31 protein-coding genes are annotated in these 23,629 nt (G+C 29.1%); 10 read left to right on the forward strand and 21 right to left on the reverse strand.

What is annotated here, in order from left to right:
- Positions 1 to 114: 114 nt before the first annotated feature.
- The 8 genes from ACFDSN_RS00980 to ACFDSN_RS01015 all read right to left on the reverse strand — a co-directional run bounded on the left by ACFDSN_RS00980 (position 115) and on the right by ACFDSN_RS01015 (position 5,522).
- Complete coding sequence (locus tag ACFDSN_RS00980) at positions 115 to 456, reverse strand: DUF4870 domain-containing protein (protein WP_375237950.1); 342 nt, start codon at positions 454 to 456, stop codon at positions 115 to 117.
- A gap of 74 nt (positions 457 to 530) precedes the next feature.
- Entirely contained in the window at positions 531 to 938 is a 408-nt protein-coding gene (locus tag ACFDSN_RS00985) for a YeeE/YedE family protein (protein WP_375237951.1), read from the reverse strand.
- A gap of 4 nt (positions 939 to 942) precedes the next feature.
- Positions 943 to 1,497: a YeeE/YedE family protein gene (locus ACFDSN_RS00990; protein ID WP_375237952.1), complete on the reverse strand. Its 555-nt coding sequence runs from the start codon at positions 1,495 to 1,497 to the stop codon at positions 943 to 945.
- A 1-nt stretch (position 1,498) separates the two neighbouring features.
- Positions 1,499 to 1,795, reverse strand: a complete 297-nt coding sequence (gene trxA, locus ACFDSN_RS00995) for a thioredoxin (protein ID WP_375237953.1) — start codon at positions 1,793 to 1,795, stop codon at positions 1,499 to 1,501.
- 3 nt (positions 1,796 to 1,798) lie between these two features.
- The gene (locus ACFDSN_RS01000; RefSeq protein ID WP_375237954.1) at positions 1,799 to 3,211 is read right to left on the reverse strand and encodes a rhodanese-like domain-containing protein; all 1,413 of its coding nucleotides are present in this window, start codon (positions 3,209 to 3,211) and stop codon (positions 1,799 to 1,801) included.
- A gap of 32 nt (positions 3,212 to 3,243) precedes the next feature.
- Positions 3,244 to 4,035, reverse strand: coding sequence for a sulfite exporter TauE/SafE family protein (locus tag ACFDSN_RS01005; RefSeq protein ID WP_375237955.1), 792 nt, complete (start codon positions 4,033 to 4,035; stop codon positions 3,244 to 3,246).
- A gap of 71 nt (positions 4,036 to 4,106) precedes the next feature.
- Positions 4,107 to 4,739, reverse strand: coding sequence for a Crp/Fnr family transcriptional regulator (locus ACFDSN_RS01010; RefSeq protein ID WP_375237956.1), 633 nt, complete (start codon positions 4,737 to 4,739; stop codon positions 4,107 to 4,109).
- Between the two features lie 9 nt (positions 4,740 to 4,748).
- The gene (locus tag ACFDSN_RS01015) at positions 4,749 to 5,522 is read right to left on the reverse strand and encodes a zinc-dependent peptidase (protein WP_375237957.1); all 774 of its coding nucleotides are present in this window, start codon (positions 5,520 to 5,522) and stop codon (positions 4,749 to 4,751) included.
- 63 nt (positions 5,523 to 5,585) lie between these two features.
- On the opposite strand from ACFDSN_RS01015, the gene ACFDSN_RS01020 reads away from it, so the two are divergent.
- Together ACFDSN_RS01020 and ACFDSN_RS01025 are read left to right on the forward strand one after the other, a co-directional pair.
- Positions 5,586 to 6,245, forward strand: a complete 660-nt coding sequence (locus ACFDSN_RS01020) for an HAD family hydrolase (protein WP_375237958.1) — start codon at positions 5,586 to 5,588, stop codon at positions 6,243 to 6,245.
- 74 nt (positions 6,246 to 6,319) lie between these two features.
- Positions 6,320 to 7,150, forward strand: a complete 831-nt coding sequence (locus ACFDSN_RS01025) for a universal stress protein (protein WP_375237959.1) — start codon at positions 6,320 to 6,322, stop codon at positions 7,148 to 7,150.
- 79 nt (positions 7,151 to 7,229) lie between these two features.
- Here ACFDSN_RS01025 and hisS read toward each other — a convergent pair whose 3' ends face one another.
- From hisS to rpsF, 5 genes are all read right to left on the reverse strand, one after another.
- Complete coding sequence (hisS, locus tag ACFDSN_RS01030; protein ID WP_375237960.1) at positions 7,230 to 8,699, reverse strand: histidine--tRNA ligase; 1,470 nt, start codon at positions 8,697 to 8,699, stop codon at positions 7,230 to 7,232.
- A 24-nt stretch (positions 8,700 to 8,723) separates the two neighbouring features.
- Positions 8,724 to 9,191 carry a DUF6495 family protein gene (locus tag ACFDSN_RS01035; RefSeq protein ID WP_375237961.1) on the reverse strand — a complete coding sequence of 156 codons (468 nt, stop codon included), beginning with the start codon at positions 9,189 to 9,191 and terminating at the stop codon, positions 8,724 to 8,726.
- A 79-nt stretch (positions 9,192 to 9,270) separates the two neighbouring features.
- A complete protein-coding gene (rplI, locus tag ACFDSN_RS01040; RefSeq protein ID WP_375237962.1) occupies positions 9,271 to 9,723 on the reverse strand; it encodes a 50S ribosomal protein L9 in 453 nt (150 codons plus the stop codon).
- A 12-nt stretch (positions 9,724 to 9,735) separates the two neighbouring features.
- On the reverse strand, positions 9,736 to 10,032 hold the full coding sequence (gene rpsR / locus ACFDSN_RS01045) for a 30S ribosomal protein S18 (RefSeq protein ID WP_375237963.1): 297 nt from the start codon (positions 10,030 to 10,032) through the stop codon (positions 9,736 to 9,738).
- A 2-nt stretch (positions 10,033 to 10,034) separates the two neighbouring features.
- Entirely contained in the window at positions 10,035 to 10,373 is a 339-nt protein-coding gene (rpsF, locus tag ACFDSN_RS01050) for a 30S ribosomal protein S6 (RefSeq protein ID WP_375237964.1), read from the reverse strand.
- Positions 10,374 to 10,548: 175 nt separating this feature from the next.
- Here rpsF and ACFDSN_RS01055 point away from each other — a divergent pair, with 175 nt between their 5' ends.
- On the forward strand, positions 10,549 to 11,244 hold the full coding sequence (locus ACFDSN_RS01055) for a LytR/AlgR family response regulator transcription factor (RefSeq protein ID WP_375237965.1): 696 nt from the start codon (positions 10,549 to 10,551) through the stop codon (positions 11,242 to 11,244).
- Here the strand turns inward: ACFDSN_RS01055 and priA are convergent.
- From priA to nadC, 4 genes are read right to left on the reverse strand one after another with little or no spacing between them, the layout of a single operon-like run.
- A complete protein-coding gene (gene priA / locus ACFDSN_RS01060) occupies positions 11,241 to 13,691 on the reverse strand; it encodes a primosomal protein N' (RefSeq protein ID WP_375237966.1) in 2,451 nt (816 codons plus the stop codon). The genes ACFDSN_RS01055 and priA overlap by 4 nt on opposite strands.
- A 25-nt stretch (positions 13,692 to 13,716) precedes the next feature.
- Complete coding sequence (locus ACFDSN_RS01065) at positions 13,717 to 14,127, reverse strand: DUF2147 domain-containing protein (protein WP_375237967.1); 411 nt, start codon at positions 14,125 to 14,127, stop codon at positions 13,717 to 13,719.
- Positions 14,127 to 15,062, reverse strand: coding sequence for a YihY/virulence factor BrkB family protein (locus tag ACFDSN_RS01070; protein ID WP_375237968.1), 936 nt, complete (start codon positions 15,060 to 15,062; stop codon positions 14,127 to 14,129). The genes ACFDSN_RS01065 and ACFDSN_RS01070 overlap by 1 nt, the downstream gene beginning before the upstream one ends.
- A gap of 4 nt (positions 15,063 to 15,066) precedes the next feature.
- Complete coding sequence (nadC, locus tag ACFDSN_RS01075; RefSeq protein ID WP_375237969.1) at positions 15,067 to 15,927, reverse strand: carboxylating nicotinate-nucleotide diphosphorylase; 861 nt, start codon at positions 15,925 to 15,927, stop codon at positions 15,067 to 15,069.
- A 92-nt stretch (positions 15,928 to 16,019) separates the two neighbouring features.
- On the opposite strand from nadC, the gene rlmH reads away from it, so the two are divergent.
- Positions 16,020 to 16,493 carry a 23S rRNA (pseudouridine(1915)-N(3))-methyltransferase RlmH gene (gene rlmH, locus ACFDSN_RS01080; protein ID WP_375237970.1) on the forward strand — a complete coding sequence of 158 codons (474 nt, stop codon included), beginning with the start codon at positions 16,020 to 16,022 and terminating at the stop codon, positions 16,491 to 16,493.
- A 26-nt stretch (positions 16,494 to 16,519) separates the two neighbouring features.
- Positions 16,520 to 17,098 carry a non-canonical purine NTP diphosphatase gene (locus ACFDSN_RS01085; RefSeq protein WP_375237971.1) on the forward strand — a complete coding sequence of 193 codons (579 nt, stop codon included), beginning with the start codon at positions 16,520 to 16,522 and terminating at the stop codon, positions 17,096 to 17,098.
- On the opposite strand, the gene ACFDSN_RS01090 is transcribed toward ACFDSN_RS01085, so the two are convergent.
- A complete protein-coding gene (locus tag ACFDSN_RS01090; RefSeq protein WP_375237972.1) occupies positions 17,081 to 17,707 on the reverse strand; it encodes a hemolysin III family protein in 627 nt (208 codons plus the stop codon). The two genes, ACFDSN_RS01085 and ACFDSN_RS01090, sit on opposite strands and share 18 nt — an antisense overlap.
- Positions 17,691 to 18,380 carry a DUF4294 domain-containing protein gene (locus tag ACFDSN_RS01095; RefSeq protein ID WP_375237973.1) on the reverse strand — a complete coding sequence of 230 codons (690 nt, stop codon included), beginning with the start codon at positions 18,378 to 18,380 and terminating at the stop codon, positions 17,691 to 17,693. The genes ACFDSN_RS01090 and ACFDSN_RS01095 overlap by 17 nt, the downstream gene beginning before the upstream one ends.
- Positions 18,381 to 18,510: 130 nt before the next feature.
- Here ACFDSN_RS01095 and ACFDSN_RS01100 point away from each other — a divergent pair, with 130 nt between their 5' ends.
- Genes ACFDSN_RS01100 through ACFDSN_RS01110 form a run of 3 tightly spaced genes read left to right on the forward strand, consistent with a single transcriptional unit; the run spans position 18,511 to position 20,898 of the window.
- Positions 18,511 to 19,605 carry a M42 family metallopeptidase gene (locus ACFDSN_RS01100; RefSeq protein WP_375237974.1) on the forward strand — a complete coding sequence of 365 codons (1,095 nt, stop codon included), beginning with the start codon at positions 18,511 to 18,513 and terminating at the stop codon, positions 19,603 to 19,605.
- Positions 19,606 to 19,663: 58 nt separating this feature from the next.
- Positions 19,664 to 20,224 carry an NUDIX domain-containing protein gene (locus ACFDSN_RS01105; RefSeq protein WP_375237975.1) on the forward strand — a complete coding sequence of 187 codons (561 nt, stop codon included), beginning with the start codon at positions 19,664 to 19,666 and terminating at the stop codon, positions 20,222 to 20,224.
- Complete coding sequence (locus tag ACFDSN_RS01110; protein ID WP_375237976.1) at positions 20,221 to 20,898, forward strand: PrsW family intramembrane metalloprotease; 678 nt, start codon at positions 20,221 to 20,223, stop codon at positions 20,896 to 20,898. Before ACFDSN_RS01105 ends, ACFDSN_RS01110 begins: the two co-directional genes overlap by 4 nt.
- 53 nt (positions 20,899 to 20,951) lie before the next feature.
- Here the strand turns inward: ACFDSN_RS01110 and ACFDSN_RS01115 are convergent, their stop codons facing one another.
- Complete coding sequence (locus ACFDSN_RS01115; RefSeq protein WP_375237977.1) at positions 20,952 to 21,989, reverse strand: FKBP-type peptidyl-prolyl cis-trans isomerase; 1,038 nt, start codon at positions 21,987 to 21,989, stop codon at positions 20,952 to 20,954.
- Positions 21,990 to 22,069: 80 nt separating this feature from the next.
- Between ACFDSN_RS01115 and ACFDSN_RS01120 the strand changes: the two genes are divergently transcribed.
- Together ACFDSN_RS01120 and ACFDSN_RS01125 are read left to right on the forward strand one after the other, a co-directional pair.
- Positions 22,070 to 22,444 carry an RNA-binding S4 domain-containing protein gene (locus ACFDSN_RS01120; protein WP_375237978.1) on the forward strand — a complete coding sequence of 125 codons (375 nt, stop codon included), beginning with the start codon at positions 22,070 to 22,072 and terminating at the stop codon, positions 22,442 to 22,444.
- Between the two features lie 3 nt (positions 22,445 to 22,447).
- Positions 22,448 to 22,939 carry a phosphoribosyltransferase family protein gene (locus ACFDSN_RS01125; RefSeq protein ID WP_375237979.1) on the forward strand — a complete coding sequence of 164 codons (492 nt, stop codon included), beginning with the start codon at positions 22,448 to 22,450 and terminating at the stop codon, positions 22,937 to 22,939.
- Here the strand turns inward: ACFDSN_RS01125 and ACFDSN_RS01130 are convergent.
- Entirely contained in the window at positions 22,931 to 23,449 is a 519-nt protein-coding gene (locus ACFDSN_RS01130; RefSeq protein WP_375237980.1) for a shikimate kinase, read from the reverse strand. The genes ACFDSN_RS01125 and ACFDSN_RS01130 overlap by 9 nt on opposite strands.
- Positions 23,450 to 23,629: the final 180 nt, after the last annotated feature.

Here is a 23,629-nt window from a genome sequence, read left to right on the forward strand (position 1 = left end):
CGTATATAATTTACAAAACACCTTAAACGTTAACGTTTAAGGTGTTTTTTAGTTAATAATATTTTAACTATCAAAAGGTTATTTTTAATATAAAAACATTATTTAAATTCTAATCTATTTAATAATATCAAAACTAAACGGATAACTTGTATCTTGGTTATTACTTACTTTTATTGCATTTAATATTGGTAAAATAATTGCACCTACAGCTAAAAGAATAAATCCTAATAATCCTAAACCAAAAAGTAAAATTAACGGAACACATATTACAGTATAAATTAATAAACTAATTTGAAAGTTTAATATTTGCTTTCCATGTTGGTCTAACTCGTATACTTTATCTTTTTGTGTTAACCAAATTACTAGTGGTAATAATAAACTACCAAATCCAGTAATTAGAACAATTAACTGACTTAAGTGTGTTAGAACTAATAATTGTTTATTTTCTTTTAACATAGCATTTGTGTTTTAGTTACACATATAGGACGCTAAGTCTTTTAAAATGTTACAGTTGAATCAGAATAATAGTTTTAAAAAGGTAATTTATGTTTTATCAATCCAAAAGTAAATGCACCTAAAACTGCACCACATAACAAAACTATTATACTAATAAAACCAGAACCTAAAAGTGCATACATTGGTCCAGGACAAGCACCACCTAAAGCCCAGCCTAAACCAAAAATTATTCCGCCAAACAAATAGTTTTTAAAACCTTTTGCTTTAGATTTAATAGTTACAGCTTCTCCAGAAAATGTGTTTTGTTTTTTTAATATAAAAGTGGCTATTGCTCCTAATACAACTGCAGAACCAATAACGCCATACATGTGAAAGTTTTTAAACTGAAACATTTCAAAAATTCTAAACCAAGATGCTACTTCGGATTTTATAAGTGTAATTCCAAAAAGAATTCCTAAAGCTAAATATGATAGATATTTCATAATATTAAAAAATTAAAGGCATTAAAAAATGAACCATTAGTAATCCGCCAATAAAAAAACCAATAACTGCTATTAAAGATGGTAATTGTAAATTACTTAATCCTGAAATAGCGTGACCAGAAGTACATCCACCAGCATAACGTGCGCCAAAACCAACTAAGAAACCTGCTAATAATACAATAGCAAAGCCCTTAATAGTTAACAATGCGTCTAAACTGTATAATTTTTGAGGTAAGAAATCTTGGTTTACGCTATTAAATCCCATAGCTTTTAAACTATCTACACTATCTGGATGTAATTGTGGTGCTTCAACATGTAAAAAATTAAAAGCAATTAAGCCGCCTAGAAAGACACCTAAAATTAAGACTAAGCTCCACGTATTTATTTTCCAATCTGTTTTAAAGGTGTCAGAAAATTTACCTGCACCTGCTATAGTACACATAGTATTTAAATTAGAAGACATTCCAAAACTCTTCCCTAATTTAACCAACATAAATAGTACAAAAACTATTATAGGACCAGCAACATACCAAGCCCAAGGTTTATATATTAATTCCATTTTATTGATGTGTTTTTATAAGTTGAATTAAATCGTTTTTTTGTATTAAACCTGATTGCCTCCATACTTGCTTTCCGTTTTTATAAAGCATAAAAGTAGGCACGCCTCTAACTTGAAAACGTGTTGCAATACTTTGATTTTTATCAATATTTATTTTTAAAATAGAAACTGCTTCTCCTAAAGTATCTTTAACTTCTTTTAGAATTGGCATCATAGTTTGGCAAGGTCCACACCAATCGGCATAAAAATCTACCAAAACAGGTTGCTCTTTATTTATTATATCGTTAAAACTTGCCATAACTTATTTTAAAGTTGAAGGGCAAGCATTTTCTACCAAAGCAATGTTTGTTTTTCTAATAGCAGCCATTCCTCCTGCAACATCTATTAAGTTGTGGATCCCACGACTTTTTAAAATAGAGGCTGCAATTACAGATCTATATCCACCAGCACAGTGCACATAAAAATCGCCATTTTTAGGGAATTCTGCTAAATGATTATTTAAATTATCTAAAGAAGTAAAGCTAGCTTTATCGATATGAGCTGATAAGAACTCGCCTTCTCTTCTAACATCAAATACAGAAATATCAGATGTTTTTAGTCGGTTAGAAAATTCGTCTGCAGTAATAGATTCTATACTATCCACTTCTCTTCCACTTGTTTTCCAAGCATCTATTCCACCTTTTAAAAACCCTAAAACATTATCGAAACCAACACGAGACAAACGTGTAATTGCTTCTTCTTCCATACCTTTATCAACTACCAAAAGTAGCGGTTGTTTTACATCGGCAATTAAAGCACCAACCCAAGGTGCAAATCCACCTTTTAATCCTATAAAAATAGAACGCGGAATAAAGCCTTGAATAAATTCTGATTGATGACGTACATCTAAAACTAAAGCTTCACTTGTTTCTGCTAAAGCTTCAAAAGCGTCTGGATTTAATGGTTTATTAGAGTTCTCTATAACAACATCTAAATCCTCGTAACCTTCTTTATTCATTTTAACATTTAAAGGGAAATATTTTGGTGGTGGCGCTAAACCATCTGTCACTTCTTTTATAAATTCATTGCGTGTCATATCTGCACGTAAAGCATAATTCATTTGTTTTTGATTCCCTAGAGTATCAACAGTTTCCTTCATCATATTTTTACCACATGCAGAACCTGCGCCGTGACCTGGATAAACTATAATATTATCTGCTAAAGGCATAATTTTATTTCGTAAACTATCAAAAGACAATCCTGCTAAATCTTCCATAGTCATATCTGCAGCTTTCTGAGCCAAATCTGGTCTTCCAACATCACCTAGAAACAAAGTGTCTCCGCTAAAAATAGCGTGATTATTTCCGTTTTCATCTTTTAGTAAATACGTTGTACTTTCCATTGTATGTCCTGGCGTATGCAATGCGACAATAGTTATTTTTCCAATTTTAAATTCTTGATTATCTGCTGCTATAACAGCATCAAATTTAGGGTTAGCTGTTGGACCATAAACGATTTTAGCGCCAGTTTTTTCTGCTAACGTTACGTGACCACTTACAAAATCCGCATGAAAATGCGTTTCAAAAATATAAGTGATTTTTGAATTATTAGCTTCTGCTTTTTTAATATAAGTGTCTACTTCACGAAGTGGATCTATAATAGCAACTTCTCCGTTACTTTCAATATAATATGCGCCTTGCGCTAAACAACCGGTATAAATTTGTTCTATTTTCATACGTTTAATTTTCGATTCAAAATTATAATTTCTTATTGTGATATTTCTTTAAATATGATGTAAAATGCCATAATTAGTACAAACCAACCAAAGCTTTTCTTTAATTTTTTTCCATTTACAAAATTAGACAAGTATATTCCAATAAATATACCCACAATAGCACATAATGTAAAACTAATTAGAAAAACCCAATCCATTTCTAAGTTTTGCACATCGCCTAAAAAACCTATTAAAGATTTTACAGCAATGATTAACAATGATGTTGCTACCGCTTTTTTCATTGGTAATTTTGCCAATAAAACTAATGCTGGAATAATTAAAAATCCGCCTCCAGCACCAACAACTCCTGTTAATAGACCAACTACTAAACCTTCAATAATAATTAAAGGATAATTATAAGAGGTTTCTGTGGTCGACTCACAATCGTGTTTTTTTCTTTTAATCATTGCAAACGCAGCAACCAACATAATTAGCGCAAAAAACAGCATGATTCCTATGTTCTTTGTCACTAAGAAATTGGCAACAGTAAATAATTCTTCTGGAATGTTAGGAACAATAAATTTCCTAGTTAAATAGACTGATATAAATGCAGGTATAGAGAAAACTATTGCAGTTCTAAAATCCACTAATCCTTTTTGAATATTTTTAATAGCGCCTACCAAAGCCGTAGTTCCAACTACAAACAAAGAATAAGCTGTTGCTAAAACAGGATTTATTGCTAAAATATAAACTAAAACAGGAACTGTTAAAATAGATCCGCCGCCACCAATTAAGCCTAAGACTACACCAATAACAACAGCAGCTATATAACCTAAAACATCCATAAACAATCTAATATATATTAGGGCAAATTTACCTCTATAAAATCAAACTTTAAGCAACATTTGTTACATAACTAAAAATCTAATAGTTTAATCTGATTTCGTTGCAATTTAATTTTACCTTCTATTTCTAAAACTTTTAATAACCGAGACACTACTACTCTTGACGTATGCAAATCTTGAGCAATATCTTGATGTGTTACAAAAATAACATTGTTATGATTTACCATTGCTTTATCTTTTAAATATTTAAATAAACGTTGATCCATTTTTAAAAATGCAATAGTATCTATTGCTTCTAATAACTCATTCATACGCTCGTTATAACTCTGAATAATAAAGCGCTGCCAACTTTTATATTTGCTTAACCATAATTCCATATAATTTACTGGAATTAAAACTAGTGTAGTATCTGTTTCTGTTATAGCTTTAATTTCACTTTTAGAATTACCTATACAACATGATAAAGTCATAGCACATGTGTCTCCTTGCTCTATAAAATAAAGCACTAACTCATCGCCTTTTTTATCTTCTCTAGATATTTTTAAAGCGCCTTCTAAAACTAAAGGCATATAACTTATAGTTTGTCCAAAATCCATTAAAACCTCACCTTCTGGAATTGTTTTATACTGTGAAACATAACTAATTTCCTTAAGTAAATCAGTTTCAAATAAATAACTGTAATGGCTTACTAACTGTTCTAACATATCCTAACTCTATTTTATTTTTGGTTGCTGAAAGGTTCTTTCTAGAATCTCAAATAACTCAGGATGATTTTCCTTAAACAAAGCTGGTCGTTCAAAAAAATATTCTGATGTTACTGCCAAAAACTCAGCCTGATTAGTGGTTGCATAAGGTCTAATGTCTGATTCACCATTATAAATAGCATCTATTTCTTTATACATTAATTCTAACCAAGGTTCTATATATTCTTTTGGCATAATAACCTCTGGGATACCATCTATATGATGATCTTCTTTATCTATTAAATGAATAAATTCATGTATTGGCGTATTAAATTTATCTGTTTCATTACTAAATGCTTTCCTTAATGCTTTTCTAGATAAAAGCATTTGGTTTTCAAACTGACCAGATCCAACCATACCAAGAATTTGTCTGTTTTCTGATGTTTTAGCAAATTCTAAATTATGATTAAATGTGTCTGGATACAAAATAATTCCGCTTAATCTATTGTAATGCCATTCTTTAAATCCAAACACAGGAATTACTGCGCTAGATGCAATTAGTATTTTATCTAAATCTTGAAGCGTCGTTTTTACAGCATCAATGTGAACTTCTACTAAAAAAAGCATCATTCTATGTCTAAAAATCGATTTGCTTTCTTCTGAAAGTCTTCTGTAAAACAGCACCTCTTCTTCTAAGATTGATAACCAATGATTAGGAAACGATGCTGCTTTTTTTGATTTCAATTTAGAAAATCCTAAAACAGCAACAACCAACAATCCAATAAATATGATGATATAGAGCATTAAAAAAGAGATAAATAGTAAGCAACTAAATTAAGATATTATATTTGCAAAAAAACAAAAACTATGCTAAAAGCTATTTTATTTGATATGGATGGTGTTATTGTAGATACAGAGCCATTACATCACAAAGCTTACTATAAAATGTTTAACGATTACAAAATGCCTGTAACGTCAGAATTTTACGAAGGCTTAACTGGTAAATCTACTAAAAACGTCTGTAATATTCTGATTGAAAATTTTAATCCCAAAGCAACCGCTTTAGAATTAGAATTATGTAAACGTAGCCATTTTAATAATTTATTTGATTTTGATGAAAGTTTAAAGTTACTTCCTGGCGTTTTAGAATTAATTCAAGATTATCACAAAAATGGATTAACTCTAGTTTTAGCATCTTCTGCTTCTATGGGAACTATAGAAAAAGTATTTAATCGTTTTAATCTAGATCAATATTTTGTAGCTAAATTAAGTGGTGCAGATTTAAAAGCCTCTAAACCACATCCTGAAATTTTTGAAAAAGCAGCAAAAGCAGCAAATCAAAACCCTGAAAATTGTATTGTAATAGAAGATTCTACTAATGGAATTAAAGCTGCAAAAAGCGCTAACATATATTGCATTGGTTACAACAGCCTAAATTCTAAAAATCAAGATTATACAAAAGCAGATTTAGTTGTTACTAATTTTAGTGATATTCACTATGCTAAAATCGTTCATATTTTAGATTAATTTTAGTACAAAATCGGTATAATTTTCGTAAATTAGTATTAGAAATTATTACTAACAAAAACACTTTAAACACCATGAAAACAATCATTGTACCTGTAGATTTTTCTGAACATTCAATATTTGCTTTAAAAGCTGCTGCGCAATTGGCAAAAAAACATAATGCAGAGATTTTAGCATTACATATGTTAGAGCTTTCTGATACATTTTTAACTCGTGGCGAAGCTACACATACTAATGAAACTATTTTTTATTTTAAATTAGCAAAACAAAAATTTGAAGAATTCTTAGAACAAGACTATTTAAAAGATGTTTCTGTTACGCCTTTAGTAAAGCATTACAAGGTTTTTAGTGAGGTTAACGATGTTGCTAAAGAAAACGAAGCAGACTTAATAATTATGGGGTCTCATGGCTCTAATGGATTTAGCGAGTTATTTGTTGGATCTAACACAGAAAAGGTTGTTAGACATTCTGATATCCCTGTTTTAGTAGTAAAAGAAGAAACTAATGCTTTACAATTTAAAAATATAGTTTTTGCTTCCGATTTTACAGATGAAGTGGTTACGCCTTTTATTAAAGCAAATACTTTATTTAAAAAATTAGGAGCTAAATTAAACTTAGTTTATGTAAATACTCCTGGAGATTATTTCTTAACATCTTCTGAAATGCGTAAAAAAGTAGATGCCTTTTTAGAAAAAACAGAATGTAAAAACGATATAAATAACATTTCCTTTGTGTCTGATTTCACTGTTGAAAAAGGCGTTTTAAATTATGCTAATGAAGCTAATATGGATGCTATTTCTGTTGCTACTCATGGAAGAACTGGTATTTCACATTTTTTCTCAGGAAGTATTTCTGAAGATATTGCTAATCATGCAACAAAACCTGTTATTACTTTTAAAATATAAGTAGTAAATACAATCTTAAAAATAAAAAAATGAGCTTCAGGATTGAAGCTCATTTTTTTGTTCTATTTTAAAATACTATTTATTTAATAGAAGTAATTAAATCATCTATATTTAAAAGATCTTGAGAACCTTCTATCATATTTTTTAAAGTAAATTTATTAGCTTCCATTTCATTATCACCAACCAAAACTACAAATGGAATATTACGCTTATTAGCATAATTCATTTGTTTTTTCATTTTAGAGCTATCTGGATATAATTCTGCATTTATATCTTTCTCTCTTAAAGTCTTAATAGCTTCTAAAGAAAATAAAGCTTCTTTATTCCCAAAATTAATAAATAAAACTTGAGTACTATCTGCTACAGTCTCAGGGAATAAATTTAATTCTTCTAAAACCAAATAAATACGATCTAAACCAAAGCTAATACCAACACCACTTACGTTTTTAAGACCAAAAACCCCAGTTAAATCATCGTATCGTCCGCCGCCGCCAATAGACCCCATTTTTACATCTTCTGGAGCTGAAACTTCAAAAATTGCACCTGTATAATAGTTTAATCCACGTGCTAAAGTAACATCCAACTGTAATTTAGCTGTTTTAAGTCCTAGAGTTGAAATAGCTTGATTAATAAATTCTAATTCTTCAATTCCTTTTAAACCTTCAATAGAAGTACTTAAAATAGATTTTAGGCTTTCAATTTGATTCCCAAAATCACCAGATAATATAAATAAAGGTTGAAGCTTATTTATTCCTTCTTCAGAAACACCTTTAGATAACATTTCCTCTTTTACTTTCTCCTCGCCTATTTTGTCTAACTTATCTAATGCAACTGTAAAATCTATTAGTTTATCGCTTGCACCAATAACTTCAGCAATACCAGATAATATCTTACGATTATTAATTTTAATAGTTACACCTTCAAGTTTTAAAGCAGAAAATACGTTGTCATACAACTGTACAAACTCCACTTCTTGCCATAAAGAATTACTTCCTACTACATCTGCATCGCATTGATAAAACTCTCTAAAACGACCTTTTTGTGGCCTATCTGCTCTCCAAACTGGTTGCATTTGAAAACGCTTAAATGGAAATTCTATTTCGTTTTGGTGTTGAACAACATAACGTGCAAAAGGCACAGTTAAATCGTAACGAAGTGCTTTCTCTGTTAAATATGTATCCTTCACATATTTTTGGATTGATTTTTTCAGTTCCTCTACACCTTTCAATCCTTCAAACTTGTATGTGTATAATTCTTTATTCTTTTCGCTTAATCCATCAATATTTTCCAACAACTCCTCTTTTATATCTTCAAAAGGAACATTCTTTAAAAAATCTCCAGAATTAAGAATTTTAAAAATTAAACGATCACCTTCTTCACCATATTTACCCATTAAAGTAGATGAATTTTCAAAACTTGGTGTTTCTATAGGCTGGAACCCAAAAGTTTTAAATTGAGCTTTAATAGTATCCATTATAAAATGGCGTTTTGCCACTTCTTCTGGGTTAAAATCTCTTGTTCCTTTTGGTATACTTGGTTTTTGTGCCATTCCGTTTATTTTTTGTAAAAATACTTAATTAATAAGTTTAGCAAAATAATTATATAAATCTCCTTTGGTAATTATTGCACCTTGTTGTATAAGTGTAAACTTATCTAAGTTCTTATTATCTGTATATGTTTTAGAAGCTGTAACAAACTCAACGTTTTCATCTAATAAATTATCTCTTAACCACGCAAAACCTTCTTTTGTAGTGAGATCCATTTTATTTTTAAGTTTTACACCTATTAAATGCATACTATCTTCATTTAAAGCAAATAAATGCATGCTTTGTGGAGATATATGTTCTAAATAGCTTGCTTTTGTTAAAACACCTTCCCAAACTAAGTCGCTAAAAACATCTAATTCTTGCTCTGCAACGTCTGGTTTATTAGCTTTAATACTTTTCCATTCTGTAGCATCTATAGATTGTGTTGCTAAGAAATTAATAAATTCTTGATGTAACTCTTCAAATTGTTCTTTTGTTAATCTGGCGTAAGTCATAAATATAAATTTTAACTAAAAAAAACCGTTTAAAGCAAGCTCTAAACGGTTAATATATGTTATAAATTTAAAAAAGAAATTATTTAGCTTGTGCTACAACTTCAAATTCTAAATCTACAGTTACTTCTCTGTGTAAACGAATAACAGCTTTGTATTTACCAGTACGTTTAACTGTACCACCAATAACTGTTACGAATTTTTTCTCGATGCTTTGACCTTCTTTTGCCATTGCTTCAACAACATCAGCATTATTTACAGAACCAAATAATTTACTACCAACACCAGTCTTAGCTGATATTTTAATATCTAATTCTTTTAATGCAGCTGCTACTTCATTAGCTTCACCAACAACTTTTGCTTCTTTATAAGCACGTTGTTTTAAGTTTTCTGCTAATACCTTTTTAGCAGAAGAAGTAGCTAAAATAGCGTGTCCTGTTGGGATTAAAAAGTTTCTACCATAACCGTTCTTAACTGTTACAACATCGTCTTTAAATCCTAAATTTTCAACGTCTTGTTTTAATATAAGTTCCATAGTTATAGTTTATTATTTTAATAAATCTGTTACATAAGGTAATAAAGCTAAATGACGAGCTCTTTTAACTGCTACAGACACTTTTCTTTGATACTTTAATGAAGTTCCAGTTAAACGACGAGGTAAAATTTTACCTTGTTCGTTAATAAAGCCTAATAACCAATCTGCATCCTTATAGTCTACATATTTAATACCTGACTTTTTAAAACGACAGTATTTTTTTTGCTTATTAGTATCTATGTTTAATGGTGTAAGATATCTAATATCACCATCTTTTTTACCTTTAGCTTGTTGTTCTATAGTTGCCATAATTACGCTTTTAGTTTAAGTTTAGCTCTTCTTCTTTCAGCCCAAGAAACAGCATGCTTATCTAAAGATACTGTTAAATAACGCATAAAACGCTCATCACGTCTAAAGTCTAATTCTAAGTTTTCGATAACTTCACCATCTACTTGGTATTCAAATAAGTGATAAAATCCACTCTTTTTGTTTTGGATCGGGTAAGCTAATTTTTTTAGTCCCCAATCTTCTTTTGCTACCATCTTTGCGCCTTTAGAAACAAGAAAATCTTCGTATTTCTTCACTGTCTCCTTTATCTGAGTTTCAGATAAAACGGGATTTAAGATGAAAACAGTTTCATAATGATTCATATAAAATCTATTTAATTTGTTAAAAATGACTGCAAAAATACAAACTTTTATCTCTTAACACAAACTTTAACTCCTAAATTTTATAATGCTTTTTTAATTTAATTAGACAAAAGTATTGGATTAAACAATGTATTTTTGTAAACTTGTAGGTAACCCACAAATTAAAAATTAAAAAATGGTATTAAATTGCATTGTTGTTGATGATTCGGCTATCCAAAGACTTTCTTTGGTTAAATTAATTGAAAGTAATAACAATTTAAATTTAGTTGCAGAATATAAAAATGCACTAGAAGCTAAAAATGGAATAGCTAATAAAAAAATAGATCTTATTTTTTTAGATATTGAAATGCCAGTACTTAATGGTTTTGAGCTTTTAGATGCTTTAAGCAACAAGCCTCAAATTATATTTGTTACCGGAAAGTCTGAATATGCACTTAAGGCTTTTGAATATGATGCTACAGATTATTTAAAGAAACCTATAGAAAAAGACAGATTTAATCAATCTGTTGATAAAGCAATGTCTAATTCGAAAGGTCTTTCGGAAGACAAAACTAATGAAAGCGAACATATTTTTGTTAAAAGCAATCTAAAAAAGCGTAAAGTTTATTTAGATGAAATTAAATGGATTGAAGCACTTGGAGATTATGTGAAAGTTGTTACAAAAGATGCTAGTTTAGTTGTTTTATCCACAATGAAAGCTTTTGAAAAAGAACTACCAGAAGATCATTTTTTAAGAATACACAAATCTTATATTGTTAATTTGAAAAAAATTGAACGCTTTGATAGTAAACATGTAGAAATTGGGCAAGAGCTTATCCCTTTAAGTAGAAACAAAAAATCTAGCTTAGCAGAAGCTTTAAATAATCACTAATAATTATCTACATTAATAATTAATCTAACCGATTTAAATTCGCCAATAGCTTCAAAACTACTTTTAATTTTATAGATAGCTTCTTTTGTTTTAGCCAGGCTTTGATTTTGTGGAATCTTAACTAAGACATTTTTTAAATACATATTTCTAACTCTTGAAACTGCTGGGAATTCTGGCCCAAGTATATATTGTTTAAATGTTTGTCTTAATGCTTTTGCAAACCAGTCGCTTGCAACTTCTACTTTATTATAATCTCTATGTTTAAAAGTTATTTTTAATAATTTAAAAAACGGTGGATATTTAAAATCGTAGCGCTCTTGTAGTTGCTCATTAAACATTTTAGAGTAACTATTTTCTGATACTTGTTGTAATATTTTATGATATGGATTAAAGGTTTGAATTAAAACTTTACCTCTAACACCTGTTCTTCCTGCTCTACCTGAAACTTGCTGGATCAATTGAAAACTACGCTCGTGAGCTCTAAAATCAGGAAAATTAAGCATATTATCAGCATTCATAATACCAACCAATTTTACATTTCTAAAATCTAGACCTTTAGTTAACATTTGCGTACCTACTAATATTTGAACTTCTTGTTGCTCAAAAGCCGTTATAATTTTTTCGTAACCATATTTACCTCGCGTAGTATCTAAATCCATACGCGCAACTTTATAGTTTGGAAACAGCAACTTCACTTCTTCTTCTATTTGTTCTGTTCCAAACCCTTTAGAATCTAAAGAAGAGCTTTTGCAAGCCATACATTTTTCTAGCATTGCCATTGTATAACTACAATAGTGACAACGTAATTGTTTACGATATTGATGATAAGTTAGACTAACATCGCAATTTGGACATTGTGGCGCTTCTCCACATGTAGTACATTCTATTATAGGCGCAAAACCTCTACGGTTTTGAAATAAAATAATCTGTAAGTCCTGCTCTAAAGTCTCTTGCATTTCTAGAATTAACCTATCGCTAAAATGGCCTTTCATAAGCTTACGCTTATGTTTATCCTTAACATCTATTAATTCTATTTCTGGCATTAAGACGTTATTGTAACGTTTTTTTAATGTTACTAATCCGTACTTATTTTGCTTTGCATTATTATAACTTTCTAAACTTGGAGTAGCACTTCCTAAAAGTATTTTAGCACTAAATTGATGCGCTAAAACAACAGCTGAATCTCTTGCGTGATACCTTGGAGCTGGATCAAATTGTTTATAGGATTGTTCATGTTCTTCATCTACTATAATTAGACCTAACTTATTGAATGGTAAAAAAACACTAGATCTAGCGCCTAAAATAACTTGAGCGCTTTCAGAGTTATGTAAAACGTTATTATAAACCTCAACACGTTCGTTTAAGGTATATTTTGAATGAAATACTGCAAGTTTATCACCAAAATATTTTTTTAACCTGTTTACTAATTGTGTTGTTAATGCTATTTCTGGTAATAAATACAAAACTTGCTCTCCTTTCTGCAAAGCCTCTTCTATAAGTTTTACATAAACTTCCGTTTTTCCTGAAGATGTAACACCATAAAATAATACAACACTTTTAGTTTTAAATTCTGATTCTATTTGAGTTAATGCAGTTGTTTGATCTTCACTTAAAATCTTTAACTCTTCTGTCTCGTTAGAATAATTAATTCTATCCGTTTGAATAAAGTATTCTTCTAAAATAGATTTATCTATTAATGTTTTTATGATTGAACTACTTGCTTGACTTTCTGCAACTAATGCTTCTACCTTAATAGGTTCTTTAGATTTAGACTGCATCATAAACAAAGTCATTACCACTTGCTTTTGCTTTGGTGCACGACTAAGCTCTTCTAAAGTAAGTTGTAATTGATTTTCTTTTAAATGATTTGAATGGAGTTTTATATATCTAACCAATTTTGGCTTATATTTTTCGTAAATCTCCTCATCTAACTTAATCACTTCTTTTTCTACCAGTTTTTTAATTACCGGAAGTACATTTTTTTTATTTAAAATAGAGGATAATTCATGTATCTTTAAAGTAGATTGATGCTGAAGTGCTTCGAGAACCAAATATTCATCATCTGTAAAATTTGAAGCACTTAAAAGACTACCATGATTTTTAGTTATAAATGTTTCACTTTCTAACATAAATGCACTAGGCAAAGCTGCACGCATAACATCTCCTAAGGTACACATATAATAACTTGAAATCCAAGCCCAAAATTTTAATTGTTGTTCTAAAACTATTGGCGACTCATCTAAGATTTGATGAATTTCTTTAGCTTCATAAACTAAAGGTTTTGTAGTATGAATATTAACAACAATTGCTGTGTAAATTTTAGTTTTACCAAACGGCACAGCAACACGCATTCCTACTTTTAAAAAGTTAGATTCTGCTTCAGTAATACTATATGTAAATAGTTTTTCTAAAGGAATTGGTAAAATAACGTCTATATAATAAAGCACTTATTGTATTTTAAAATTAAGAACCCTAAACGCGTTCCCAATATTGTGTAGAGTACAAAAACGATAAATAACCTCTAACTTCTAATGTATTATCATTTTCTAAGGTAATTCTACATTTAAATTTTTCGCCGTGTTCTGGGTCAAAAATGGTCCCATTACGATAGTACTCACCATCTTTCTCCATCTCTTTTATTAAAACTAACCCTAAAATAGGCTGATCTTTTTCAGAACCTTCACATTTTACACAAAGCGCTTCTTTATCTTCTTCAACTAAAATCTCAATAATCTTACCGTAAATCTTATCCTTTTCTTGATAAATTTCAACAATACATTTCTCTGTACCATTTTTATCTATGGTTTTCCATTTACCAAGAATACTTTGACTATTGGCAAACTGACTAATTAGAAACAAACATATTATTAATGTTACTCTCATTATTCTTTACGGTTTTTAATGAAACTTATAGACATATTTAATTCAAATCCTAAAATTAAAATATTTGCATTAAGCCATAAGTAAACTAATAAAATTAACAAAGCACCAATAGAACCGTAAAGTTCGTTGTATTTAGAGAAATTCTCGATATAAACACCAAAAAGGAAAGACGTTAACATTGTTAAAACTGTAGTTAGCAAAGCTCCTACAGAAAAAAATTTAGTTATTTTACCTTCTTTTGTTCCAAAATAATATAGTGTAGATGTTGCTAAATAAACCATTAACACAAAAAAACCATAAGTTGCAGCTGTTACCCAAAAATTTGATTGTCGTTTATGTAAATAACCATAAGTTTCTAAATTTTCTATTACATATATATTAAAATAACCTAAAAAGGCTACAGTTAGTATTAATAAAAACGCAAGAATAATTGCTACACCAAGTGCATATAGATACTGACGAATAAAATTACGTTTAAGTTGCTCATGATACGATTTTTCAAATCCTGCAAAAACAGCATTTACACCATTTGTCATTAAAAAAATAGACACCACAAAAACAGAAGAAATTAAACCTACGCTTCCATTATTATCTTCAAGATTTTTAAAAATTGCCTCATCAAAAAAATCGGATGTAGTTGGTGGCAAAAACGATTCTAGAAACACCAAAAAATCTTCTCTAAATCCATTTATAGGAATATATGGAATAACAACTATTATAAATAATAAAAAAGGAAACAATGCCATAAAAAAACTATAAGCAATTGCACTTGCTCTAGCAGTAACTGCACCTTTAGCTATTCCTGTTATATATAAAACAAGTAAATCGTATAAAGATAAACCCTCTATGTTTTTTGGTTTTATAGCAGACAAACCTCTCACTATTAAATTTACTAGTGGTATTTTTAAAAGAAAGATTTTTAAATCAAAACTCATTTATTTAATTAACTGCTTTTAAACTTAAGTCCAAATTATATACAGAATGTGTTAATGCTCCAGAAGAAATATAATCTACACCACAAAGTGCATAATCTCTAATAGTTTTTTCGTTAATTCCACCAGAACTTTCTGTAAGACATTTATCTCCAATTAATTTTACTGCAGTTTTTGTGTCTTCGTAATTAAAATTATCTATTAATATTCTATAAACGCCATCGGTTTTTAAAATTTCTTTGATTTCATTTAAATCTCTAGCTTCTACTATAATTTTTAAATCACGGTTAGTAGCTTTTAAATACGCTTTTGTTTTTTCTATTGCTTGTGTAATTCCTCCTGCAAAATCTATATGATTATCTTTTAGCATAATCATATCATACAAAGCAAATCTGTGATTTTCTCCACCACCAATTTTTACAGCCCATTTTTCTAGAGCTCTAATTCCTGGTGTGGTTTTACGTGTATCTAAAATTTTTGTTCCTGTTCCTTTTAACAAATCAACAAAAAATGCTGTTTTAGTAGCAATAGCACTCATACGTTGCATAGCGTTTAATACCAATCTTTCAGCTTTTAATATAGATTGAGAACTTCCTGAAACATAAAAAGCAATATCCCCATATTTCACAGTATCTCCATCGTTAATTAAAGTTTCTACTTCTAAATTAGCATCTACATACTGAAAAACTTCTTTAGCAAATTCTATACCTGCAATTGTACCTTCGTCTTTAACTAATAATTTAGCTTTTCCTGATACAGATTCTGGAATACAAGATAATGAGCTATGATCTCCATCTCCTACATCTTCTCTAATGGCATTTGCTATTATTAATTCTAATTCTGTATTAAATTGTTCTTTAGAAATCATTGGTAAAAATTGTTTCAGCTAAGTTAAGGATTGCATTTAAAAATATGGAATAATTAATTTTCAAATTTTAAAAAGTTTTACATTTGTAACTTATGACCATAAAACTACTTACTATAGGGAAAACAGATAATTCACATCTGGAAACCTTGATGAACGATTATCAAAGTCGATTAAATCATTATATAAAATTTCAGTTAGAAGTTATTCCTGATTTAAAAAAAGCAAAACATCTAAGCGAAGACCAACAAAAACAAAAAGAAGGCGAACTTATTTTAAACAAATTAAAACCAACTGATGCTTTAGTTCTATTAGATGAAAACGGTAAACAGTTTGATTCTGTAGGATTTTCTAAATATCTACAAAAACATATGAATTCTGGTATTAAACAATTGGTTTTAGTTATTGGTGGACCATATGGTTTTTCTAAAGATGTTTACCAAAAAGCACAAGGAAAAATAAGTCTATCTAAAATGACGTTTTCTCATCAAATGGTGCGTTTATTTGTAATAGAACAATTGTATAGAGGATTTACAATTTTAAAGAATGAACCTTATCATCATAGATAGATTTAATTAATAGTAATAGATATTATATGAAACTCGTATTCGCTACAAATAATCAAAATAAAATAAACGAAATTCAAGGTTTAATTCCAGATTCTATAACTGTTTTAAGTTTAGAAGATATTGGCTGTTTAGAAGATATTCCAGAAACACAATCTACCATAAAAGGAAATGCTTCACAAAAAGCAACTTACGTTAAAGACAACTACGGTTACAACTGTTTTGCAGATGATACTGGTTTAGAGGTTGAAAGCTTAAATAACGAACCTGGTGTTTTTAGCGCACGATATGCTGGCGAGAAAAGAGATGCGAACGATAATATGAAGCTGCTTCTTAAAAACCTAGAAAATCAATCAAATAGAAACGCACAGTTTAAAACTGTAATAGCTTTACAAATAGAAGATAAATCGAATACTTTTGAAGGTATTTGCAAAGGTGAAATAACAACAAAAAAACAAGGCAAAAAAGGATTTGGTTATGATCCCATTTTTAAACCAAACAACTACAACAAAACTTTTGCTGAGATGGATTTAGATTTAAAAAATAAAATTGGACATAGAGGAAAAGCAGTTCTATTATTGGTAAATTACCTAAATAACATAATTTAGTATCATTAAAAAGTGACTAATTGCTCCTGCTAATACAAAGAAATGCCAAATAACATGGTTATAAGGAATTTTCTCTACTGCGTAAAATATAACACCAACTGTATAAAAGAATCCACCAGTAAATAATAAATAAATTCCGTTTGGCTCTACAATAGTTTTAAGCGCTTCAAAATCTAAAACAATAAGCCAACCCATTGCAACATACAAAACTGTAGAGATAGCATTAAATTTTCCTGTAAAAAAAAGTTTTAAAATAACTCCAAATAAAGCTATTACCCAAACTAAGCCTAATAACATTAAACCTTTACTTTGTAATAAAGAGATTAATACAATTGGTGTATAAGTTCCTGCAATTAATATATAAATGCTAATATGATCTAATATTCTAAATTTGTGTTTTAAATCTGGAGTGGAAACAGAATGATAAACTGTTGAAGAAGTAAACAATATAATTATAGATAATCCGTAAACAACAATACTAACAATACTAAATTCTGATTTATATGAATTTTGAAGTAACAATAATATAATGCCAATAACACCTAAAAAAGCACCAATTCCGTGAGAAAAAGCATTAAGACGTTCTTCTAATTTACTTTGTACTTTCATTTGGTTTCTTTTTAGACCATTTTTTATGAGCTTCAAAAAAATCAAAATCTAAAGCTGTTTTTAACCCTTCTATTTTACTAATTTCAAAATTACGCAACAAGATGTCTTCAATTAAATAATCTTCTTCATTCTTTAAAGGATTGTAAGCTTCTTTTAAAGAAATATTAAACATACTTGCAGTAGAATTATACCAAAATGCACGCCATCCATTCCTTAGGTTTTTAATCAATTCAAAAGTTGTAGTTCCTGTTTGTCTATGGATTAACTTTACTAAAATCTGACCTTCGGTACGTGTTAGTTTTTTCAATTCTGCAGAAAATTCTTCTTCTATATATTTTTGAATTTTTCTAGAATAAGCTTTCTTATCGCTATTTCTTTTCAATAACTTTAAACGTTCGTTTAATGTCTGTAATCGTTCTGCGGCTAAATTGGCATAAGGATAAACTTTTAATGTTTTTCGTCTTAAAATTAAATAGCGTCTTCTAGCTAAATTATCTTTAAATTTTAGCTTAGGTAACAATTCAACTTCCTTAAGTTCTATTTGATTAGTAAAAAGCGAATCGCCTTCAATTTTAATTAAATGTTCTGAAATAGAATCTGTTACAGTTGATTTTTCTTCTTGCGAAAACAAAAAGAATGGAAAACAGACAAAAAGGAATAACTTAAATTTCATAAAACACAAACAACTAAAATTATTCCAAAGTATGTATTCTTCAAAATAATAAGATAAAATTACGAATTAAACCACATTGTCTTATTAATTAAATGTGAATATTCTTATTTTAGTGAAAAATTATAATAAAATGGCTCAAAAAAGCATACTAAACAAAAAGTCTATTGACTTTTTAGAAAAATATTTAAATAACGCTGCTCCTACTGGATACGAATGGGATGGGCAAAAAATCTGGATGGATTACTTAAAACCTTATGTAGATGAGTTTTTTACTGATACTTATGGAACTGCTGTTGGTGTAATAAATCCAAAGGCTAAATATAAAGTTGTTATTGAAGGTCATGCAGATGAAATAGCTTGGTACGTTAATTATATAGATGATAAAGGTTTTATTTATGTAATTAGAAATGGAGGAAGCGATCACCAAATTGCACCAAGTAAAATTGTTAACATTCACACTAAAAAAGGTATTGTAAAAGGTGTTTTTGGTTGGCCAGCAATACATACAAGAAATAAAGCAAATGAAAAACCACCAAAACCAAACAACATATTTATTGATTGTGGTTGTAAATCTAAAGAGGAAGTTGAAGATTTAGGTGTTCATGTTGGATGTGTAATTACATATCCGGATGAGTTTCACATTTTAAACGAAGACAAATTTGTTTGTCGTGCTTTAGATAATAGAATGGGAGGATTTATGATTGCTGAAGTTGCAAGATTATTAAAAGAAAACAAAAAAACTTTACCATTTGGACTTTACATAACCAATGCTGTACAAGAAGAAATAGGTTTACGTGGAGCACAAATGATTACGGAAACTATAAAGCCAAATGTAGCGATTGTAACAGATGTAACTCATGATACAGCTACACCAATGATTGATATGAAAGTTGAAGGTCATGTAGAAATTGGTAATGGACCGGTAGTTGCTTATGCTCCTGCTGTACAACAAAAGTTACGTGATTTAATTACAGATACTGCAGACGAAAATAAAATTCCTTTTCAACGTGCAGCTTGTTCTAGAGCAACAGGAACAGATACAGATGCTTTTGCATATAGCAATGGAGGAGTTGCAAGTGCATTAATTTCTTTACCATTACGTTATATGCATACTACAGTAGAAACTGTTCATAGAGATGATGTAGAAAATGTAATTAAATTAATTTACGAAACATTACTTAAAATTGAAGATGGCGAAACGTTTAGCTACTTTGATAAAAAATAATTAGAAGTAATCTTTTAACTAGCGTCTAAAACAAAATTTAGACGCTTTTTTATTTAAAATGAAAGAAGAAGTTATAGACATTTTAACTAAAAATGGAGAAACTACTGGAGAAACCGCTTTAAAATCGGATATCCACAAAAAAGGCTATTATCATAACACAGCTCATGTTTGGTTGTTTACCAATAATGGAGAGATTTTACTACAACAACGTTCAAAATCCAAATTAATTTATCCCCTACTTTGGGATGTTTCTGTTGCTGGGCATATAGATGCTGGCGAAACTATTAACGAAGGTACGTTAAGAGAAATGAAAGAAGAAATTGGTTTGATTTTAAATGAAGATAGCCTAACTAAAATTGGTGTGTTTGATTGTTTTAAATCTTATGATAATGGAATTATAGACAACGAATTTCACCATACCTTTATTGCAGAATTAAACACTTGTATACATAAATTGACACCTCAAAAAGAAGAAGTAGAAGCTTTAAAATTAGTTTCTATTAAAGAATTTGAATTTCTTTTAAAAAATAGTTCAACAAATGGACATTTTGTAGCTTCAAATTATGATTACTATTGCGAAGTCCTAAAGTATATTAAATTAAATTTAGCACAATTATGATAACTCTTATCTTATCTGCTTTAGCTCCTGTAGCTTTAATTATTCTATATATTTATTATAGCGATAAATATGATAAAGAGCCTATAGAATTGTTACTGTTTTCATTTCTTTTAGGAGCTATAGCAAGTATTATTCTTGCCTTAATTATGTATGAAGGTTTCAATTTTATTTTACCATTACACGAAGATTTTAACATACAACAACAAATTATAAAAGCATTTATAGTAGTTGCTTTTACAGAAGAGTTCTGTAAATATATTATTGTAAGGTATTACGCACAACCAAAAACAGAATTCAATGAAAAATTTGATGGTATTGTTTATGCAGTAATGGTTTCTATGGGTTTTGCTGCTACAGAAAATATTATTTATGTATTACAAAGCGGCTATGAAATTGCATTAACTAGAGCTTTTACAGCAATACCTGCGCACGCTACTTTTGGAATATTGATGGGTTATTTTATGGGGAAAGCTAAATTTGCTAAAAACAAATGGCTTCTTAATTTAACAGGATTAACATTGGCAATTCTTTTTCATGGATTATATGATGTATTTTTATTCTTAGATTTTATACCAGGAATTGCTTCTGGTGCATTTGCTTCTTTAATAATTGGTTTGTTATTATCTAAAAAGGCAATTAAAAAACACCAAAACACTTCTAGATTTAAACCATAAAAAAATCCGAAGCAAAAATTACTTCGGATTTTAAATATATACTAATTCAATTTTTAATCTTGAATTCTAGATTCGGTATCATCAGTATCTAAGTAGTTTGGAGTTCCATCCATATCTGTATCGTCATTTAAAGGATTTCCATCACCATCTTTATCGTTTGTTGGATCTCCATCTCCATCAGAATCAACTAGTAAATCCATATCCTCTAAGTCTTCGTCTCTAGTTAAAACACCATCTCCATCATCATCATTATCGAAAAAATTATTTAAACCATCATCATCAGTGTCATCGTCATACCCATCTTGATTATCATTTAAATCTTCTAAATGTGAAGGAATATTATCTAAATCGTAATCTGTATCATTTCTATCTACTAAATTAAAGGTGAAAAATATTGGAGTATATGAATCAATTCCAACTAAGGGTTGAGAAAAATAACCTAATCCTGAGGGAATAAAAATAGCTCCAATACCGTGATCATCGTAAATTATTTCTCCATTTGGTTGTTCTGTAAATGCAACTGAAGTTTTAAATTCAAGCAACCCTTCTTTAAAACCTTCAACAACACCAGCAGACGAACCAAAAGTTGTTAAATTAAATGGGATAGGGATTGGTGTACCGTCGAATGAATCTCCTGTAGAAACTGTTCCTCTATAACTTACAATTGCTTTATCTAGGGAATGTAGTGATTGACCTAAGCCTTCTCTTACCACTAAATAATACAATGTATAAATTTGCCCAGAAGAATCTTCAACTTCTTTAGACCTCAATACATTTGATGAACCGTCTAAAGCATTGTTATCTAACATATCCATTAATGAAATTTTATCTTGAGTTCCATTTTCAGAAGAAATAGTATCAAAAACTATACTAAAAGAGTCGTTTTCATCACTGTATTCTGAGTTAGTCAAAAACTCTTCATAATTATAAAAGTGAGTAGATAAATATTCTTCTATTTCTATAATATCTTCTGCATAAACTTCAGCTCTATCTCTATCTGGGATAGATGTATCTACTAAATCATCGTCTTTACAAGAAAAAACGATTAATCCAATTAATAAAGTTAAAGTTATAAAGTTTCTTATTTTCATTATTCTTATTTTTGTGTTGCAAGATACATATTTAAAACAATCTTGTAAAAAACATTAACGAAGTTTTTAGTTAAAATTGTATGCGTATAGATAAGTATTTATGGTGTGTTAGATATTTTAAGACAAGGAGTATTGCCACAAATGCTTGTAAGAAGGGTCACGTTAAGGTAAATAATCTGACTGTTAAGCCAAGTAGAGATATTTACCCGACTGATAAAATTATTATACGAAAAGACCAAGTAAATTATCAATTAACCGTTTTAGACTTACCATCTAATAGAATTGGCGCTAAATTAGTTGATATTTTCAGAATAGACACTACGCCTAAATCTGCTTTTGAAACACAAGAATTACTTAAATTAGCTAAAGATTATTACCGTAAAAAAGGTGTTGGAAGACCAACAAAAAAAGACAGAAGAGATATTGATGCAATTTATAATGACCAAGAAGAGTAAACTATGAATATTATATTAAATCATAATCAAATTAATCATAAATTAAAAAGAATAGCTTACCAGATTTATGAGAGCAATTTTAATGAGTCTGAGATAGTTTTGGCCGGAATTTCTCACAGAGGTTTTGATATTGCCAAACTTTTAAAAGATATTTTAGAATCTATATCTCCTTTACAAATTATATTATGTGAAGTTTTAATTGATAAGAAAAACCCTTTAAAAACTATAAAAACATCTATTCCAAAAAGTGAATACACTAATAAATCTATTGTATTAGTTGATGATGTATTGAATTCTGGAACAACATTAATATATGGTGTTAAACATTTTTTGAACGTACCTTTAAAGAAATTCAAAACAGCTGTATTAGTAAACAGGAATCATAAAAAATTCCCTGTAAAAGCTGATTTTAAAGGAATATCTTTGTCCACATCTCTTAATGAACTGGTTAAAGTCGATTTAATTAAAAACAACTTTAAAGCTTATTTAGTATAACTTTGCAACTATTGCCTCTACTACTACTTCAATATCTCCATCGTTTTCAATTACAAAATGAGCTTTATTATAAAAAAAGGAACGCTCAAATAAATGTTTACCAATAAATTCGGTTAAAACCTCTTTGTTATCTAAATGGCTAATTAATGGTCTTTGTTCTTTTTCAATTTCTAATCTATTAACTAATTTTGGTAAACTAGATTTTAAATAAAAAGATTTAACTTTTTCAGTCTCTAGTAATAAATCCATATTATCATAATAACATGGAGTTCCTCCACCAAGTGACAATACAAAAGGCTTTCTAGAACCTAACAATTCCAATAAAGCCAATCGCTCTATCTTCCTAAAAAATAACTCACCTTTAGTTTTAAATATCTCTGTTAAAGAACTATTATACTTTTCTTCAATAAAATCATCTAAATCAATAAAATCTATATTAATAAATTTAGATAAAATTTTACCGATCGTAGATTTCCCACAAGACATATAGCCTAATAAAATTATTTTCATCGTTTTGGTTATTTTATTATTGATTAAAGAGTTACAAGTATTTGCTTTACAAAAAAACAAAAAAAGAGATTAAAAAGTATTGTTAAATAGAAAAAAGACTATATATTTGCACCCGTCTAAAAGACGATCTGGTAGCTCAGTTGGTAGAGCATCTCCCTTTTAAGGAGAGGGTCCTGGGTT

The sequence above is a fragment of the Aurantibacter sp. genome (assembly GCF_042094015.1).
Lineage (GTDB): Bacteria > Bacteroidota > Bacteroidia > Flavobacteriales > Flavobacteriaceae > Aurantibacter.